Here is a 15,471-nt window from a genome sequence, read left to right on the forward strand (position 1 = left end):
CATGCAGCCCCTCATCGACAACGCCCGTACGTTCGGACAGCGCCCTGAGGAGTTCGCCAAGCTGGCCGAAGGCCAGTCCCCCCAGGTTCTGTTCATCACCTGCTCGGACTCCAGGGTCGTCCCGGCCCTGATCACGGGCGCCCGCCCGGGCGAGCTCTTCGAGCTGCGCACCGCGGGCAACATCGTTCCCCCCTACGCCTCCGAGCACCCCACCAGCGAGGCGGCCACCATCGAGTACGCCGTGGAGGTGCTGGGCGTCCGCGACATCGTGGTCTGCGGACACTCGCACTGCGGAGCCGTCGGCGCCCTGGTGCGGGGCGACGACCTGGACGCCGTCCCGGCCGTGCGCGCCTGGCTCCATCACGCCACCCCGCGCCCGTCCGGCACGACCGAGGACCCGGAAGTGGCCGAGGGCGTGCAGAACCACATCCTGGCCCAGGTGCTGCGCCTGCGGTCGTACCCGTTCATCGACAAGAAGCTGGCGGAGGACCAACTGACCCTGCACGCCTGGTACTACGAGGTGCACACGGGCGCGGTACGCGTCCACCGCGCCGAGACCGACGCGTTCGAGGGTCTGTGATCGCCGTGATGACCAAATACCCTCACCTGCGGCAGGACTTCGCCGCCTCCCTGGTCGTCTTCCTGGTCGCGCTCCCGCTCTGCGTGGGCGTGGCCGTCGCCTCCGGCGTCCCGGCCGAACTCGGCCTCGTCACCGGCATAGTCGGCGGCATCGTCACCGGCCTGATGCGAGGCAGCAGCCTCCAGGTCTCCGGCCCCGCGGCCGGTCTGACGGTGCTGGTCTTCGAAGCGGTGAACGAGTTCGGGCTGCCCGCGCTCGGTGTCATCGTGCTGGCCGCCGGACTGATCCAGCTCGCCATGGGCGCCCTCAAGCTGGGGCGCTGGTTCCGGGCGATATCCGTCTCGGTCGTCGAGGGCATGCTGGCCGGTATCGGTCTCGTGATCATCGCGGGCCAGCTCTACTCGGCGGCCGGTCTGAAGGCCCCCGCCTCCGGACTCGACAAGATCCTCGGCCTGCCCGGCGCCGTCGTGGACGCGCTGGGCAGCACCACGGCGCTCGTCTCGCTCGCCATCGGCGCGGGCACCATCGCGGTGCTGGTGCTGTGGAAGAAGCTGCCCAAGAAGGCGCAGACGGTGCCCGGCGCACTCGCCGCGGTCCTGCTGGCCACCGTGGTCACCCAGGTCTTCGGTCTGTCGATCGCCACCGTCGAGGTCAACGGCCTGCTGGCCTCCATCCAGCCGCCCGGCATGGACGCCTTCGGTGAACTGGCCAACCCGGCCATCTTCGGCACGATCATCGCGTTCACGCTGATCGCCTCCGCCGAATCGCTGTTCAGCGCGGCCGCGGTGGACCGCCTGCACGACGGCCCGCGCACCGAGTACGACAAGGAGCTCATGGCCCAGGGCGTGGGCAACACCGTGTGCGGCGCGCTCGGCGCCCTGCCCATGACCGCGGTCATCGTGCGCAGCTCCGCCAACGTCCAGGCGGGCGCGAAGACCAAGGCCTCCCGGGTCATGCACGGCGTGTGGCTGCTGCTCTTCGCGGCCCTGCTGCCCTCGACGCTGGCGCTGATCCCGCTGCCCGCCCTCGCCGGCATCCTGGTCCACGCCGGTTTCAAGCTGATCCCCTTCAAGGAGATCGTGTCGCTGTGGCGCGGCCACCGCGGTGAGGCGCTGATCCTGGTGGCCACGGCCGTCTCGATCGTCGCGGTGAACATGTTCGAGGGCGTGCTGATCGGTCTGGCCCTGTCGGTCGTCAAGACCGCGTGGGAGGCCTCGCACCTCAAGCTGGAGATCGTCGACAAGGGTGCGGGCCCGATCCAGGCCCACCTGTCGGGCAACGCGACCTTCCTCAGGCTGCCGAAGATCCTCGACAGCCTGGAGTCGCTGCCCCAGGACCGTCCCGTGGAGCTGGACCTCTCCGGTCTGCACCACCTGGACCACGCCTGCCGTACCGCCCTGGAGAACTGGGCCGAGCGGCACAGCGCGGTCGGCACGGAGCCGGTCCGGGTCACGGAGCCCGAGCTGGTGAAGGCCACCACGCCGTAGTGCGCTCCCGCCCGGTCCGGGGCCCAGCGTGGCCCCGGACCGGGCATCGGGCATATCGTTGCAGGAGCAGACATACAGACCTCTCGACGAGGAGGTCGGAATGCTCCAGGAACTGGTGACGGCGGCCGCGGTGGCCGGGTCCGCGGCGCTGGTCTACCTCGCGGCGGCGGCCCGCGTCGTCAAGCAGTACGAGCGCGGGGTGGTCTTCCGCCTCGGGCGCCTCACGGGTGAGGTGCGCGAGCCCGGGTTCACGGCGATCGTGCCGTTCGTGGACCGGCTGCACAAGGTGAACATGCAGATCGTCACGCTGCCGGTGCCGGCCCAGGAGGGCATCACCCGGGACAACGTCACCGTGCGCGTGGACGCGGTCGTCTACTTCCGGGTCGTCGACGCGGCGAGCGCGCTGGTCAAGGTCGAGGACTACAAGTTCGCCGTCTCCCAGATGGCCCAGACCTCGCTGCGCTCGATCATCGGCAAGAGCGAGCTGGACGACCTGCTGTCCAACCGCGAGAAGCTCAACGAGGGCCTGGAGCTGATGATCGACAGCCCGGCCGTCGGCTGGGGCGTGCAGGTGGACCGCGTCGAGATCAAGGACGTGTCGCTGCCGGACGCGATGAAGCGGTCGATGGCCCGCCAGGCCGAGGCCGACCGTGAGCGGCGGGCCCGGATCATCAATGCCGACGCCGAACTCCAGGCCTCCAAGAAGCTCGCGGAGGCCGCCGAGCAGATGTCGGAGCAGCCCGCAGCGCTCCAACTCCGGCTGCTCCAGACGGTGGTGGCGGTGGCCGCCGAGAAGAACTCGACGCTCGTCCTGCCCTTCCCGGTGGAGCTGCTGCGCTTCCTGGAACGGGCGCAGGAGCACCCGACCGGGACGTGACGGCCGGGACACGCTACGCGCGTGGTTCCCGGGGGCCGACCCAGGTGATAGACACAGCGACGTCACAGTCCTGTCCGCCAGCAGGAAGGTTGCTTCGCCATGTCTTTGTCCGGTTCTCCGGCGACACGACGTCAGGTCCTGGCCCGTTCCGGGGCCTTGGGGGTGGGCATCGCCTTCAGCGGCGCCCTCTCCGAACTCTTCGCCGGCACCGCCGCCGCCCAGTCCCTCGGGCACACCGGCTACGGCCCCCTCGTCCCCGACCCCAAGGGTCTGCTGGACCTGCCGAAGGGCTTCCGCTACGAGGTCCTGTCCCGCGAGGGCGACCAGCTCCGCTCCGGCGAGGGCAAGGTCCCCTCCAACCACGACGGCATGACCGCTCTGCCCGGCAGACACGGCCGTGTCCACCTGGTCCGCAACCACGAGAACCGCCCCACCGCGCCCCTCGCCGTCCCCACCGTCAAGGGTCTGACCTACGACCCGGCGGGCAAGGGCGGCTGTACGGCCCTCACCCTGGACTCCCGCAACAACGTGCTGTCGGAGCGGGTCGCCATCGCCGGCACCGCCGTCAACTGCGCGGGCGGGCCCACCCCTTGGGGCACCTGGCTGACCTGCGAGGAGACCGAGGACAGGGCCGGCACCAACGGCTACACCAAGGACCACGGCTTCATCTTCGAGGTCGACCCGGTCGACCCGCACCGCTCGGGCGCCGTACCGCTGACCGCGATGGGCCGCTTCCAGCACGAGGCCATCGCGATCGACCCGAAGCACGGCATCGTCTACGAGACCGAGGACGCCTTCCTCAAGCCCTTCGGCCTCTTCTACCGCTTCCTGCCCAACCGGCCCGAGGGCGGCCTCGGTTCGCTGCGCGCGGGCGGCCGGCTCCAGGCGATGCGCGTGCCCGGCGTCCCCGACCTGTCGGTGATCCAGGAGACCGGTGCCTGCTTCGAGGGCATCGAGTGGGTCGACGTACCGGACCCACTGGCCACCGAGACCCCCGTCCGGCTCCAGGACTTCGGCCCCAAGGGCATCACGCACGCCCAGAAGCTGGAGGGCTGCTACTGGGGCGGGAAGTCCGTCTACTTCGTGTCGTCGTTCGCGCACAGCGCCGACGGTTCGGCCGCCGACCACTTCGGGCAGATCTGGCGCTACGACCCCTCGGCGCGCCGGCTCACCCTGGTGATCGTCTTCGGCCCGGACACCGACGTGCAGCTGCCCGGCGAGTCCCCGGACAACATCTGCCTCGCCCCGAGCGGCGGCCTGATGGTGTGCGAGGACGGCAACGGCGCCCAGCACGTCTTCGGCGTGACCCGGCACGGCGAGGTCTACGCGATGGCTCGCAACGCCCAGAACATCGGGACGCCGGACGCCCCGGAGTGGGGCGAGTTCGCGGGCGTCACCTTCTCCCCCGACGGGCAGACGATGTACGTCAACTGCTACACGCCCGGGACGACCTTCGCGGTGACGGGCCCCTGGCGCAGGTAGCCGCCCCGCACGACGGCTGGCGCGCCCCCGGTCCCCCGGCGCAGGATCGAGGGGCCGGACCCGGCCGGAAGGGGTGCTCCATGACCGAGAAGGGCTCGAAGAAGACCCACGAGGCGAAGAAGGGCTCGCGGGGCGGGGGCGACCTCGCCCTGCGCGAGCTGCTGCGCCTGCCGGGCGGCAAGCCGGTGGACCTGGCCGCCCACGACGCCCGGGAGACCCCGGCCGGCCCGCAGGACAAGCAGGCGGGGCTGGCCGCGATGACCGAGCTGGCCACGCCACTCGCCGACCTGCAGGAACGCCTGTGGGCGGCGAGCACGGCGGGCGACCGGCGCCGGGTCCTGCTGGTGCTGCAGGGCATGGACACCAGCGGCAAGGGCGGCACGGTCAAGCACGTCATCGGCCTGTTCAACCCGTCCGGCTGCCGTATCCACGCCTTCAAGGCACCCACCCCGAAGGAACTCACGCACCCCTTCCTCTGGCGCATCAAGAAGGCCCTGCCGCGCGCCGGTGAGCTGGGCATCTTCGACCGCTCGCACTACGAGGACGTCCTCATCGCCCGCGTCCGCTCACTCGCCCCGCCCGCCGAGCTCGAGCGCCGCTACGACGAGATCAACCGCTTCGAGAAGTCCCTCACCGACGACGGCGTCACCGTCGTCAAGTGCTTCCTGCACATCTCCTACGACGAACAGCGCGACCGCCTGCTCAAGCGCCTGGACCGCCCGGACAAGCACTGGAAGTTCAACGTCTCGGACATCGACGACCGCGCCCTGTGGCCCGCCTACCAGCAGGCGTACGAGATCGCCCTGGAGCGCTGCTCCACCCCGCACGCCCCGTGGTACCTGGTCCCCGCCGACCGCAAGTGGTACCGGAACTGGGCGGTCAGCCGGCTCCTCCTGGAACACCTGGCGGAACTGGACCCGCACTACCCGCAAGCGGACTTCGACGTGGAGGACGCCCGCAGGCGGCTGCTGGAACAGTGATCCCGGGGTACTCGGGGCGCATGACGGAGAACCGGCATGTCAAAGGCTCGTACTGGCTGGAGACGGCACCCGGCGGGCCCCACCCGCCCCTGACCGAGGACCTCGACGTCGACGTGGCCGTCATCGGTGCCGGCATCGCCGGACTGAGCACGGCGTGGGAGCTGACGCGGGCCGGGCGGCGGGTGGCGGTCCTGGAGGCCGGGCGGGTGGCCGCCGGCGTCACCGGCCACACCACCGCCAAGCTGACCGTCCTGCACACCCTGGTCTACGACAGACTGCGCCGCACCCGGGGTCCCGAGGGCGCCCGGCTGTACGCGCGTTCGCAGAGCGAGGCGATCGAACGGGCCGCGGAGATCGCGGACGAGCTGGGCGTCGACTGCGACTGGGAGCAGCGCAGCGCGTACACCTACGTCCGTGACGAGGGCCGGGTCGGAGAGCTGCGGGCCGAGGCGGCGGCCGCCCGGGAGGCGGGGCTGCCGGCGTCGTTCGTGACGGAGACCGGGCTGCCGTTCCCGGTGGCGGGCGCGGTGCGGGTGACCGGGCAGGCGCAGTTCCATCCGCGCAAGTACCTGCTGGCCCTGGCCGAGGACCTGGTCGCCTCCGGAGCCGCCGTCCACGAGCACACCGTCGTGGTCGGCCTGGAAGAGGGCCGGCCGTGCCGCCTGACGACGGACACAGGAGTGACGGTCACGGCCCGGGACGTCGTGGTCGCCACGCACTACCCGATCTTCGACCGGGCCCTGCTGTTCACCCGGCTCTCCCCGCGCCGCGAGCTGGTCGTCGCCGGGACGGTCGACCGGGAGCGGGATCCGGACGGGATGTACATCACGCCGGACGAGGGCACGCGCTCGGTCCGTACGGCCCCCTGGGACGCCGGCCGGCGCCTGCTGATCGTCACCGGCGAGCACTTCACGCCCGGCACAGGAGACACCCGGGCCCGGTTCGACGACCTCTCCGCCTGGGCCGCCCAGCACTTCCCCGACGTCGAGCTCACCCACGCCTGGGCCACCCAGGACAACGACCCCACCGACACCGTGCCGATGGTCGGCCCGCTGCACCCGGGCGCCCGGCACACCTATGTGGCCACCGGCTTCGGCGGCTGGGGCATGAGCGGCGGGGTCATGGCGGGCAGGCTGCTCGCGGCCCGGATCACCGGCGAGAGGTGCGAGTGGAGCGAGCTGTACGACCCTCGCCGGCTGCGCTCACAGGTGCGCGAGGCACCGTCCTTCCTCAAGACCCAGGCGCAGGTGGCCCGCCACTACGTCGGCGACCGCCTGCGTCCCGCACCCCCGCTGGAGTCCCTCCCGCCGGGAGAGGGTGCCGTGGTCCGCGTGAACGGCGACCGCCTCGCGGTCTACCGCGACGACGACGGCAACCTGCACGCCGTCTCCCCCCGCTGCGCCCACCTCGGCTGCCTGGTCTCCTTCAACGGGGCCGAGGACGCCTGGGAGTGCCCCTGCCACGGCTCCCGCTTCGACACGAACGGCAAGGTGATCCAGGGCCCGGCGACCAAGCCGCTGGAGCAGCGGGAGATCTGAGCGGGACTCAACCACTTAACCGATTCGCGCGCGGACGCGGGCATTCAGACGGCGGTCGGCACGTCAAACAGCGCTCGGGATTCGATCAGGCGTTCTCCCGCATACGTGATGTGGACCGTTTCTCCTTCCTGATGGGCAAGCGCTTTGTCCTCGAGAGTTCGCAGCGTTCTGCGCAGGTGCTTCCGCATGGCAGCAGGGACCCACTGCAACAAATGGGCGTAGGGAACTCCCTGCGGGCCCTTGTGGTAGAGCACCATCAGAACGTGATCGCCGGCTCGTGCGCCCGGAAGCAGCAGCTTGGGAAACGTTCCGAACTCCTGCACCACCGGAATCTTGCGCGTGACGAGACCTTCGACCATGGCGCGAGCATTCTCCGAGGATGTCCCCTTGCTCATCCTGACGAACTCGGCCATCACCCAGTCCAGGACGTGTACGACAAGTGTCGCATCCTGGAGATTGGGATCGATGTCATCAGCGAGATGAGCCGCGTCCCTGTTGTTCCGGATGTCGTAGACGATCCGCAACGCCCGTGGGATGAAGTGACGAACGGACCGGGAGAGCGTGTTCGTTGCCGGTGAGGCCAGATACCTGGCGAGCTCCTCCGTTTTGAGGTTGCCTCCTAATGGTGTGTGCCGGCCCTTTGCCACGTCCTCAAGCATACGGAACGCCGCCTCGCAGAACCGTCCGCCCTCCACAGCGCTGAGCCGGTGACCGCCTAGGTAGTAGTTCCGTTTCGCTTCTTCGTAGGCGGCCACGAGCTCATCGACGAGCTTCTCGTCGTAGGCGGCCTTGAGCACCGCCTGCACGGTTTCAGTCACCGCTGACGCCACCGTTCACCTGCGGCTTCTTGTTTCCGTTGTCGCGCTTACGCGGCCGATAGGAATGCTCGCGCAGGGCCGCCTTCACTGCTTCCCTGTCCGGCAGGGCCTCGACCAGCGCTTCGCCGCGCACCGAGAGCTGCTTGGTCCCCTTGCCCGCGGTGACGAGAAACCCGCTCCCTCGGTCAGCGTTGTCCACATCGCGGGATGGGTTGCCGAACTTGGGACCAGCGGACTCTGTGTTCAGGTCGACGATGTCCGGCGTCCTGAAGTGCGGCGTGCTACGGAACCGGTCCAGGTAATACGCCAGGCATGCCACGCGTTCCACATTCGAGGCCGGGCGCTTACGACTGACGAACTCACGAGGGCTCGGCGCCGCTCCTTCGGCTGCGATGACCGCGGTCACCCCCGTAGTAGCCCGCAGGGCCGAGGCAACGGGCCTGCCCCCAACCGTGGCATGTGACACCGCCTCAACGTCCAAGGCGTCAGACAGCCACGCAAGCACTCGTGCACGTCCCCTGCGATCGAGGGTCTCCAACGCGGTGAGGGCAGCCTGCATGGCAGGTAGGTCCGCGCGCGCAGTAGCCCCGTCGTCGTCACCAGCAGTCACGTGCTCCTGCCCGTCGTCGTCTCCCAAGCCGACCTTGTCGTTCACGAACGCCTCCTTCGTTGCACTCGTTGCTCGCCGGCCCTTCCTGGGCGGCCCGGCGCCACGAGTACAACTTCAGGACACGGGTGTCGCGCTTATGTCGCAGAGCGCGTGCGAAAAGCGGCCGACGAGCGACAGCCGCTGCTGGGAAGCCGCATACTCGAAGCCGCCCATCAGGGCTGGGGCTACCTGGGAGCTACTGCTTGCGGGCAGGCTGGGAGGTCATCGGTGTCGGTCTCGACGGTGCGCAAGTTTCCTGCGACGGGGGAGCTCCTCCAGCATCTCCTCATGACGAACCCACGGTATCGGCGAATGTGGCTCAGCCAGACGAAACGTGTACGGAGGGGCCCGAGTCAATCGGCGGTGGCGAAGGTCATTGCTTTGCACCTGTGGGAATCCGGGGAACGGAGTGAAAGTGAGACATCGCTCCAGCGGACACTCAAGGACAGGGTGTCGCGAGCCTTGGGGGGAAGCTACGTGTCTGCGGAGACTCTCCAATGGATCATGCACGCCTTTGCCATGGAACGCGGCGACGTGGATGACTTATGGACCACGTACTCCGCCGAACTGGGCTGCGGTCGCGGCATCGCGCACACACTGAGCAAGCGCCGGGAAATGGTCAGACGTCAGCGCCATCGCACCGTCAGTCTCGTCGAGCGCTATTTCCTGGACGAGACAGGCTCGCTGAAGTTGCGGACAACGTTTCACACCATCCGCGCGATCGAGGACGGCGTGGACCTCTACATCTTCAACCACGAGCCCCAAGCTTCGGATGTCGAAGTGTTGCACGGAGGAAGACCAGGTCTGCGACACGTTTACGGCGGAGGCCTGATCGGACGAGAGATCATCCTCACCCCGCCTCTGTTGAAATCTCAGACCACAGCTTTGGAATACCGAACACACTTCGCCGCGGCAGCGCCCTTCTTCACCACCGAGGTGAGGCGGGCCGCCTACGCCCGCACGGAGCACGTCGATCTGGCGGTCAGCTTTCCCCAGGCCAGGGTGCCGCGCCGCGTGTGGTGGTGCGTCTGGGACGACCATCTGGCCGGTGCGATCCTTCAGCGAGAGCCCATGACCCCTCACAACGGCACCGTCCGGCATTACGTGCCTTTTATCGAGGAAACGTCCGTTGGCTTCGCATGGGAATGGTGAGACGTCAAGGCAGACTGAACCGGTACCAAGCGAGTGATGTTCGCCAGACATACAAACCGCTCGCAAGAAATTTCCGTTTGATCACTATATGTTCATTTGGTGATCAGACGTGCCCTGCGCATTACTACCATCTGCATCCCCGCAGCCGCCCTAGCCGCCTGCGCCGCCGCCCCCCACCCGGTCCTTCGGGAGGCCCGCCCGGCCCCCTCTGCGACCTCCGCGCGCGCGACCTCCGCGCCCCCCACGCTCGCCCCCGGCCCCGGAGGCCTGACCCCCGTCTTCAGGAACGGCTCCCGTGCCCGCGGCCGGACGGTCGCGCTCACCTTCGACGCCGACATGACCGCGGACCAGGGGGCCCGGGCGGCGGCCGGGGAGCGCTTCGACAACCCGGGGCTGATCGCGGCCCTGCGGGCGTTGCGGGTGCCGGCCACCGTGTTCATGACCGGGCGGTGGGCCGAGGAGTATCCGGACCAGGCCCGCGCCATCGGGCGCGACCCGCTCTTCGAGATCGCCAACCACTCCTACAGCCACTACGCCTTCACGGACGACTGCTACGGGCTGCCGACGGTCTCCGGTGACCGGATGCGGGCGGATGTGGAGCGCGCGTACGCGGCCTTCCGGAAGGCGGGGGTGCCGGACGCCCGGCCGTACTTCCGCTTTCCCGGCGGCTGCTACGACCGGCGGGCACTGAAGGCGCTGACCCCGGTCGGCGTGACGGCCGTGCAGTGGGACGTGGTGAGCGGGGACGCGTTCGCCACGGACGCGGAGGCCGTTTCCCGGCAGGTGCTGGAGGGGGTGCGGCCGGGTTCGGTCGTGGTCATGCACTGCACCCGCAGTGCCGCGCCGACGACGGAGCGGGTGGTGCGGACGGTGGTGCCGGAGCTGCGTGCGCGGGGGTTCCGGTTCGTACGAGTGTCCGAGCTGATCGGGTCCTAGGCTGGGGGTATGAGCGAGGACCACTGCACGATCGGGAACGTGCCGAAGCCTCCGGTCGCCGACGGGCCGCCCTACGCGGACTGCGTGCTGTGCCGGGAGCCGACGGAGTATCCGGAGTCGTACAAGGGGATCACCCTGTGCCCGGTGTGCGAGTGGCAGGAGGCGCAGCGGACGGCTTGTTCGGGGTGACCTTAGGGTTGGGCGGGTGAGCCACGATGTGACGCCCTCGACCGACAGCCCCTTCCGCACCGAGCCGACCGCCCGCGACGAGGCACCGCAGTTCGTGCTGCCCCTGGTCGTCCGCATCGAGAAGGCCGCCCCGCCCGCTCGGACCGACGCCCTGGAGACCGCCGCCCGCGCCGTCCTCGTCATGCTCGCCGACGAGCGCTCGGCCGGCGACGGGGAGTGGGCCGAGGTCATGCGGGACTGGCAGGACGCCCGGATCCGGAAGGTCGTACGGCGGGCACGCGGGGCCGAGTGGCGGCGGGCCGAGGCGCTGCCCGGGATCACGGTGACGGGGAAGGCGGCGGAGGTACGGGTGTTCCCGCCGGTGCCGCTCGACGGGTGGCCCAGGGAACTGGCCAAGCTCCAGGTCTCCGGCACCGACCTCGACGACCCCGAACCGCCCGCCGCCGCGGATACGACCGCCCCCGTCCTGTGGCTCAACCCGGACCTCGAGATGTCGGCCGGCAAGGCGATGGCGCAGGCCGGTCACGGCGCCCAACTGGCCTGGTGGGAACTGTCGGACGAGGAGCGGGCCGTCTGGCGGGACGCCGGGTTTCCGCTCGCCGTACGGACCGCGGATCCCGGGCGCTGGCCCGAACTCACCGCCGGCGGGCTGCCGTTGGTCCGTGACGCCGGTTTCACCGAGATCGCACCCGGCTCCTGCACGGTGGTCGCGGATCATCCGGCGCTGCGGTGACCAGGGTCGACGGGCGCGTCGAGCGGGGCAACCGCACGCGGCGGACGGTGCTGCGGCGGGCCGTCGACATCGCCTCGGTCGAGGGGCTGGAGGCGTTGTCCGTGGGGCGGCTGGCCGGGGAACTGGCGCTGAGCAAGAGCGGCGTGTTCGCGCTGTTCGGGTCCAAGCAGGAGCTGCAACTGGCGACCGTGCGGGAGGCCTCGCGGATCTTCGTCGCCGAGGTGCTGGAGCCGGTCTCCGGGGCGGCCGACGGGCTCGCCCGGCTGCGCGGGCTGTGCGAGAGCTGGCTCCGGTACTCGGAGCAGCGGGTCTTCCCGGGAGGCTGTTTCTTCTACGGCGTGATGGCCGAGTTCGACGCCCGCGAGGGAGCCGTCCATGACGCCCTAGTCGAGGCACAGCGGGCGTGGCTGGCGGAGTTGGAGCGGTGCGCCGAGCGGGCGCGGGCGGCGGGTGAGCTGGGCGCGGAGACGGATCCGGCGCAACTGGCCTTCGAGGTGGTCGCGTTGATGGAGACGGCGAACGCGATGTCGGTGCTGCACGGTGAGTCCGCGCCCTATGCCAGGGCCCGGCGGGGCATCGCCGCACGCTTGCGAGCCTGAGGCCGGCCGGTCGCTTCGGTCGCTTCGGTCGTTTCGGCCTTTTCGACCTCGAAAACTAGTAGCACGATCGTTCGTTTAGTTTTATGGTCGGCGCATGGGTACTCCTCGACGACGCATCCTTCGCTCCCGATGGAAGTCCGGCCCCGCGATCCCGCTCGACGGTCCTGTCCTCGTCGGCGTCACCGACTTCACGGCCGACGGCCATGGACAGGCGGTGGCGGTCGCGCTGGCCGGGATGCGGTTGCGCCGCACCTGGCCGTCGACACCCGGGGCGGTCGGGATGTGGCTGTGGGCGGACCCCCTGCGCCGGCGCTCCGGGTCCGTGTCCGTATGGGCCGACGAGCGCGGGCTGAAGGAGTTCACCGGTCGCCCCGACCATGCGCGGATCGTCCGCGCGCATCACGGGCGGGGTGAACTGCGGTCGGCTCGGCGGGAGTTCGAGGAGTTCGAGCCCGATGCCGTGTGGGCGTACGCCCTGGGCCTGATCACCGAGGAGCGCTGATGGATGTCGTCGAGCTGGACCGGATCGCCGTACAAGAGGCTTTACGGGTGGTGGAGTTGGCTGGGGCCGAGGACTCCGGGGTCTGGGAGCGGGACACCCCGTGCGCGGGGTGGAACCTGCGGCGCCTGGTGGCGCACATGACCGCGCAGCACCACGGGTTCGCGGCCGCGGCACGGGGTGCGGGCGGCGAGTTGAGCCACTGGCGGGAGCGGGAGGCACCCGGTGACCCCACCCGCGCTCATCACGCGGCCGCGGCCGACGTGCTCGCGGCGTTCGCCGAACCGGCTGTGAGAGGAAGGGAGTTCGTGCTGCCGGAGCTGGGCGGCGGCTTCTCCGGCCGTACCGCGATCGGCTTCCACTTCGTCGACTACGTCGTGCACGCGTGGGACGTGGCGGCCACGCTCGGTGTACGGCTCCGGCTGACGGACGAGGTGCTCGCCGCGGCCCTCGGCGTAGCCCGGCGCGTCCCGACCGACCCGACGGTCCGCGGACCGGGGTTCGCCTTCGCCCCCGCGCTGAAGGTCCCCCAGGGGGCCGGACCGCTGGAGGAGACCCTGCGACTGCTGGGCCGCAAGCCCGAGGCGTGGTCCGGAAGGGGGCTGTGAGCTCGCCGGCCGCGCTGGGGTCGAACCTCAAATGTTGCTCTGAAGGTCCTCCAGGCAGGGTTCGGGCCCGGACCCCGGGGCCATACCTCCGTCACGCGAGGGCGGGGAGGGGACGGACCATGGAGCGACTGGGGACAGGTATCGGATGGCGGCCGGAGATCGCGGACGCCGTGGAGGCCATGCCGGGCATCGACTGGGTCGAGGCCGTGGCCGAGAACCTCTGCCCCGGGCACCTGCCCGAGTCGCTGCGGCGGCTGCGCGAGCGCGGGGTGACCGTGGTCCCGCACGGTGTCTCGCTCGGCCTCGGCGGTGCGGAGCGGCCCGACCCGGGGCGGCTGCTCGCTCTCGCCGAGCGGGCCGAGACGCTGGGCTCGCCGCTGGTCACCGAGCACATCGCCTTCGTCCGGGCGGGCGGCCCGCTGACCGCCTCCGCTCGGCTGGAGGCCGGGCACCTGCTGCCCGTGCCGCGCACCCGGGACGCCCTCGACGTCCTCTGCGAGAACATCCGCATCGCACAGGACGCCCTCCCGGTGCCACTCGCCGTGGAGAACATCGCCGCGCTGATCTCGTGGCCGGGCGAGGAGATGACGGAGGGGCAGTTCCTGTACGACCTCGCCGACCGGACGGGCGTGCGGCTGCTGATCGACGTGGCCAACCTGCACACCAACCACGTCAACCGCGGCGAGGACCCCGCCGACGCACTCGCCGAACTCCCCCTGGAGGCCATCGCGTACGTCCATGTCGCGGGCGGCTTCGAGCGGGACGGAGTGTGGCACGACAGCCACGCCCACCCGGTTCCGCGGCCGGTCCTCGACATCCTCACCGACCTCTCCTCCCGTATCTCGCCGCCTGGGGTGCTGCTGGAGCGGGACGAGAACTTTCCGGAACCAGCCGAGCTGGAGCGGGAGTTGGGGGCGATCCGGGAGGCGGTGGAGAAGGGTGGGGAGAAGCCGGGCGGTACGTTGCGCGCCGCTGCCCCGGAGGAGCCGTCCGGCGTTCCCACGGACCCCGCCCGCCAGCGCCTCGCCCTCGCCCAGACCGCGCTGCTGTCGGCGCTCGTGGCCGGGACCCCGGCGCCAGAGGGGTTCGACCGGGTGCGGCTGGGGGTGCAGGCGCGGGCGCTCGCGGGGAAGCGGGCGGATGTGGTGGCGAAGGTCGCGCCGGAGCTGCCGATGATCCTCGGGGCGGGTTACCGGCCGGCGTTCCTGGCGTACGCCCAGGGGTCGCCGATGACGGACGGGTACCGGCGGGACGCGCTGAACTTCGCCGAACAGCTGTTGCTGGGCGGGGAGTTGGCGGACGCGAGGGCTCGGCGGGAGGTGCGGGAGTGGTGGCTGGAGCGGTCGGGACCGGCGCCGAGGTCCCGAAGGCCGGCGATCCGGCTGGCCCGCGCCACGCGGAGGGTACTGCTGCGGCACTGACGGAGCGACGGCCACCGCAGCCCCGCAGCCGACCAAGGACGACCCGGACCCGGCAGTAATATGTCAGTCCCGCACCTGAATCCCACTAGCGTGCGGTGCCGCAACAGGAGGCACCATGCGACCGCGACCGCCCGTCAAGGGACGAGGCATATTCACCGGCACCGGGGTCATCATCGCCGGACTGACGGCGACCCTCGTGGCCCTGCTCATCCCGATGTGGTCGTACGCCGACCGCTCCGGCACGGGACTGAGCGTGTTCAACGCAGGGACCGTCACGACGCCGTACGGGCCGCTCTCCGCGCTGGACCGGGAGTTCGTCACGAAGGTGCGGCTGGCGGGACTGTGGGAGCTGCCCGCGGGACAGCAGGCGCAGCAGAAGGGGACGACACAGGCCGTACGGACGGCCGGTGAACACCTCGTCGAGGGACACACCTTCCTCGACGCTCGGGTGCGTGACGTGGCGTCCAAGCTCGGGCTCGCCCTGCCCAACGAGCCCAACGACCAGCAGAAGCAGTGGCTCGAGACCCTGAACCAGGCGCAGGGCGTCGACTACGACCGCCAGTTCGCCAACATCCTGCGCCTCGCACACGGCAGGGTGTTCTCCGTCGTAGCCGAGGTCCGCGCGAGCACCCAGAACTCCCTGGTCCGCGCCCTGGCCGACGACGCCAACACCACCGTGCTGGACCACATCAAGATCCTGGAGGCCACCGGGTACGTCGACTTCGGCGCCCTGGCACAGGAGATGGCCGCGGGCAGTACCCCGCCGATCACCCACTCCCCCGCACCGCCCGGCCCGACGACCGACCCGGGCCAAGTCGTTCCGGTCACCCCGTCGCCGTACGCCACGACCTTCACTCTTCCCCCGGCCGCCTCCAGCCCGCCCCCGGTCCCCGTGCCGTCGTAGTCCGCTTCCGGACAAACGG

The 15,471-nt window shown here is 70.4% G+C and carries 17 protein-coding genes; 15 read left to right on the forward strand and 2 right to left on the reverse strand.

The genetic code is table 11. The features are described from left to right. The first annotated feature begins 1 nt into the window (after position 1). From ACFYZ8_RS23075 to ACFYZ8_RS23100, 6 genes are all read left to right on the forward strand, one after another. Complete coding sequence (locus ACFYZ8_RS23075) at positions 2-580, forward strand: carbonic anhydrase (protein WP_359028896.1); 579 nt, start codon at positions 2-4, stop codon at positions 578-580. A gap of 8 nt (positions 581-588) precedes the next feature. After that, a complete protein-coding gene (locus ACFYZ8_RS23080; protein WP_388537129.1) occupies positions 589-2,067 on the forward strand; it encodes a SulP family inorganic anion transporter in 1,479 nt (492 codons plus the stop codon). Positions 2,068-2,167: 100 nt separating this feature from the next. After that, positions 2,168-2,944 carry a slipin family protein gene (locus tag ACFYZ8_RS23085; RefSeq protein ID WP_388537130.1) on the forward strand — a complete coding sequence of 259 codons (777 nt, stop codon included), beginning with the start codon at positions 2,168-2,170 and terminating at the stop codon, positions 2,942-2,944. A gap of 99 nt (positions 2,945-3,043) precedes the next feature. Next, positions 3,044-4,426 (forward strand): PhoX family protein, encoded by a 1,383-nt coding sequence (locus tag ACFYZ8_RS23090; RefSeq protein ID WP_388537132.1) that lies wholly within the window; start codon positions 3,044-3,046, stop codon positions 4,424-4,426. An 80-nt stretch (positions 4,427-4,506) separates the two neighbouring features. After that, entirely contained in the window at positions 4,507-5,406 is a 900-nt protein-coding gene (locus tag ACFYZ8_RS23095; protein ID WP_388537134.1) for a polyphosphate kinase 2 family protein, read from the forward strand. Between the two features lie 20 nt (positions 5,407-5,426). Further along, entirely contained in the window at positions 5,427-6,944 is a 1,518-nt protein-coding gene (locus ACFYZ8_RS23100; protein WP_388537136.1) for an FAD-dependent oxidoreductase, read from the forward strand. 44 nt (positions 6,945-6,988) lie between these two features. Here ACFYZ8_RS23100 and ACFYZ8_RS23105 read toward each other — a convergent pair whose 3' ends face one another. Both ACFYZ8_RS23105 and ACFYZ8_RS23110 read right to left on the reverse strand, forming a co-directional pair. Beyond that, positions 6,989-7,762, reverse strand: a complete 774-nt coding sequence (locus ACFYZ8_RS23105) for a hypothetical protein (RefSeq protein WP_388537137.1) — start codon at positions 7,760-7,762, stop codon at positions 6,989-6,991. After that, a complete protein-coding gene (locus ACFYZ8_RS23110; RefSeq protein ID WP_388537139.1) occupies positions 7,755-8,417 on the reverse strand; it encodes a hypothetical protein in 663 nt (220 codons plus the stop codon). The genes ACFYZ8_RS23105 and ACFYZ8_RS23110 overlap by 8 nt, the downstream gene beginning before the upstream one ends. Positions 8,418-8,888: 471 nt before the next feature. Between ACFYZ8_RS23110 and ACFYZ8_RS23115 the strand changes: the two genes are divergently transcribed. The 9 genes from ACFYZ8_RS23115 to ACFYZ8_RS23155 all read left to right on the forward strand — a co-directional run bounded on the left by ACFYZ8_RS23115 (position 8,889) and on the right by ACFYZ8_RS23155 (position 15,452). Beyond that, entirely contained in the window at positions 8,889-9,563 is a 675-nt protein-coding gene (locus tag ACFYZ8_RS23115; protein WP_388537141.1) for a hypothetical protein, read from the forward strand. A 99-nt stretch (positions 9,564-9,662) separates the two neighbouring features. After that, on the forward strand, positions 9,663-10,499 hold the full coding sequence (locus ACFYZ8_RS23120) for a polysaccharide deacetylase family protein (protein WP_388537143.1): 837 nt from the start codon (positions 9,663-9,665) through the stop codon (positions 10,497-10,499). A gap of 9 nt (positions 10,500-10,508) precedes the next feature. Next, positions 10,509-10,688 (forward strand): hypothetical protein, encoded by a 180-nt coding sequence (locus ACFYZ8_RS23125; RefSeq protein ID WP_388537145.1) that lies wholly within the window; start codon positions 10,509-10,511, stop codon positions 10,686-10,688. Between the two features lie 16 nt (positions 10,689-10,704). Then, positions 10,705-11,421, forward strand: a complete 717-nt coding sequence (locus ACFYZ8_RS23130) for an aminoacyl-tRNA hydrolase (protein WP_359028904.1) — start codon at positions 10,705-10,707, stop codon at positions 11,419-11,421. Then, the gene (locus ACFYZ8_RS23135; RefSeq protein WP_388537147.1) at positions 11,418-12,020 is read left to right on the forward strand and encodes a TetR/AcrR family transcriptional regulator; all 603 of its coding nucleotides are present in this window, start codon (positions 11,418-11,420) and stop codon (positions 12,018-12,020) included. The genes ACFYZ8_RS23130 and ACFYZ8_RS23135 overlap by 4 nt, the downstream gene beginning before the upstream one ends. Before the next feature lie 94 nt (positions 12,021-12,114). Next, a complete protein-coding gene (locus ACFYZ8_RS23140) occupies positions 12,115-12,522 on the forward strand; it encodes a hypothetical protein (RefSeq protein WP_388537149.1) in 408 nt (135 codons plus the stop codon). After that, on the forward strand, positions 12,522-13,127 hold the full coding sequence (locus ACFYZ8_RS23145; protein ID WP_388537151.1) for a TIGR03086 family metal-binding protein: 606 nt from the start codon (positions 12,522-12,524) through the stop codon (positions 13,125-13,127). Before ACFYZ8_RS23140 ends, ACFYZ8_RS23145 begins: the two co-directional genes overlap by 1 nt. Positions 13,128-13,246: 119 nt before the next feature. Then, a complete protein-coding gene (locus ACFYZ8_RS23150) occupies positions 13,247-14,548 on the forward strand; it encodes a DUF692 domain-containing protein (RefSeq protein ID WP_388537153.1) in 1,302 nt (433 codons plus the stop codon). A gap of 115 nt (positions 14,549-14,663) precedes the next feature. Then, on the forward strand, positions 14,664-15,452 hold the full coding sequence (locus ACFYZ8_RS23155) for a DUF4142 domain-containing protein (protein ID WP_388537155.1): 789 nt from the start codon (positions 14,664-14,666) through the stop codon (positions 15,450-15,452). The last annotated feature ends 19 nt before the right edge of the window (positions 15,453-15,471 follow it).

Origin of the sequence: Streptomyces sp. NPDC001668, assembly GCF_042893155.1 — a bacterium.
Taxonomy (GTDB): Bacteria; Actinomycetota; Actinomycetes; order Streptomycetales; family Streptomycetaceae; genus Streptomyces.

What these genes read in the sequence shown, in the direction of transcription:
- ACFYZ8_RS23075 (WP_359028896.1), top strand. Translation starts at nt 2, where the DNA reads ATGCAGCCCCTCATCGACAACGCCCGTACGTTCGGACAGCGCCCTGAG.
- ACFYZ8_RS23080 (WP_388537129.1), top strand. Translation starts at nt 589, where the DNA reads ATGACCAAATACCCTCACCTGCGGCAGGACTTCGCCGCCTCCCTGGTC.
- ACFYZ8_RS23085 (WP_388537130.1), top strand. Translation starts at nt 2,168, where the DNA reads ATGCTCCAGGAACTGGTGACGGCGGCCGCGGTGGCCGGGTCCGCGGCG.
- ACFYZ8_RS23090 (WP_388537132.1), top strand. Translation starts at nt 3,044, where the DNA reads ATGTCTTTGTCCGGTTCTCCGGCGACACGACGTCAGGTCCTGGCCCGT.
- ACFYZ8_RS23095 (WP_388537134.1), top strand. Translation starts at nt 4,507, where the DNA reads ATGACCGAGAAGGGCTCGAAGAAGACCCACGAGGCGAAGAAGGGCTCG.
- ACFYZ8_RS23100 (WP_388537136.1), top strand. Translation starts at nt 5,427, where the DNA reads ATGACGGAGAACCGGCATGTCAAAGGCTCGTACTGGCTGGAGACGGCA.
- ACFYZ8_RS23125 (WP_388537145.1), top strand. Translation starts at nt 10,509, where the DNA reads ATGAGCGAGGACCACTGCACGATCGGGAACGTGCCGAAGCCTCCGGTC.
- ACFYZ8_RS23140 (WP_388537149.1), top strand. Translation starts at nt 12,115, where the DNA reads ATGGGTACTCCTCGACGACGCATCCTTCGCTCCCGATGGAAGTCCGGC.
- ACFYZ8_RS23145 (WP_388537151.1), top strand. Translation starts at nt 12,522, where the DNA reads ATGGATGTCGTCGAGCTGGACCGGATCGCCGTACAAGAGGCTTTACGG.
- ACFYZ8_RS23150 (WP_388537153.1), top strand. Translation starts at nt 13,247, where the DNA reads ATGGAGCGACTGGGGACAGGTATCGGATGGCGGCCGGAGATCGCGGAC.
- ACFYZ8_RS23155 (WP_388537155.1), top strand. Translation starts at nt 14,664, where the DNA reads ATGCGACCGCGACCGCCCGTCAAGGGACGAGGCATATTCACCGGCACC.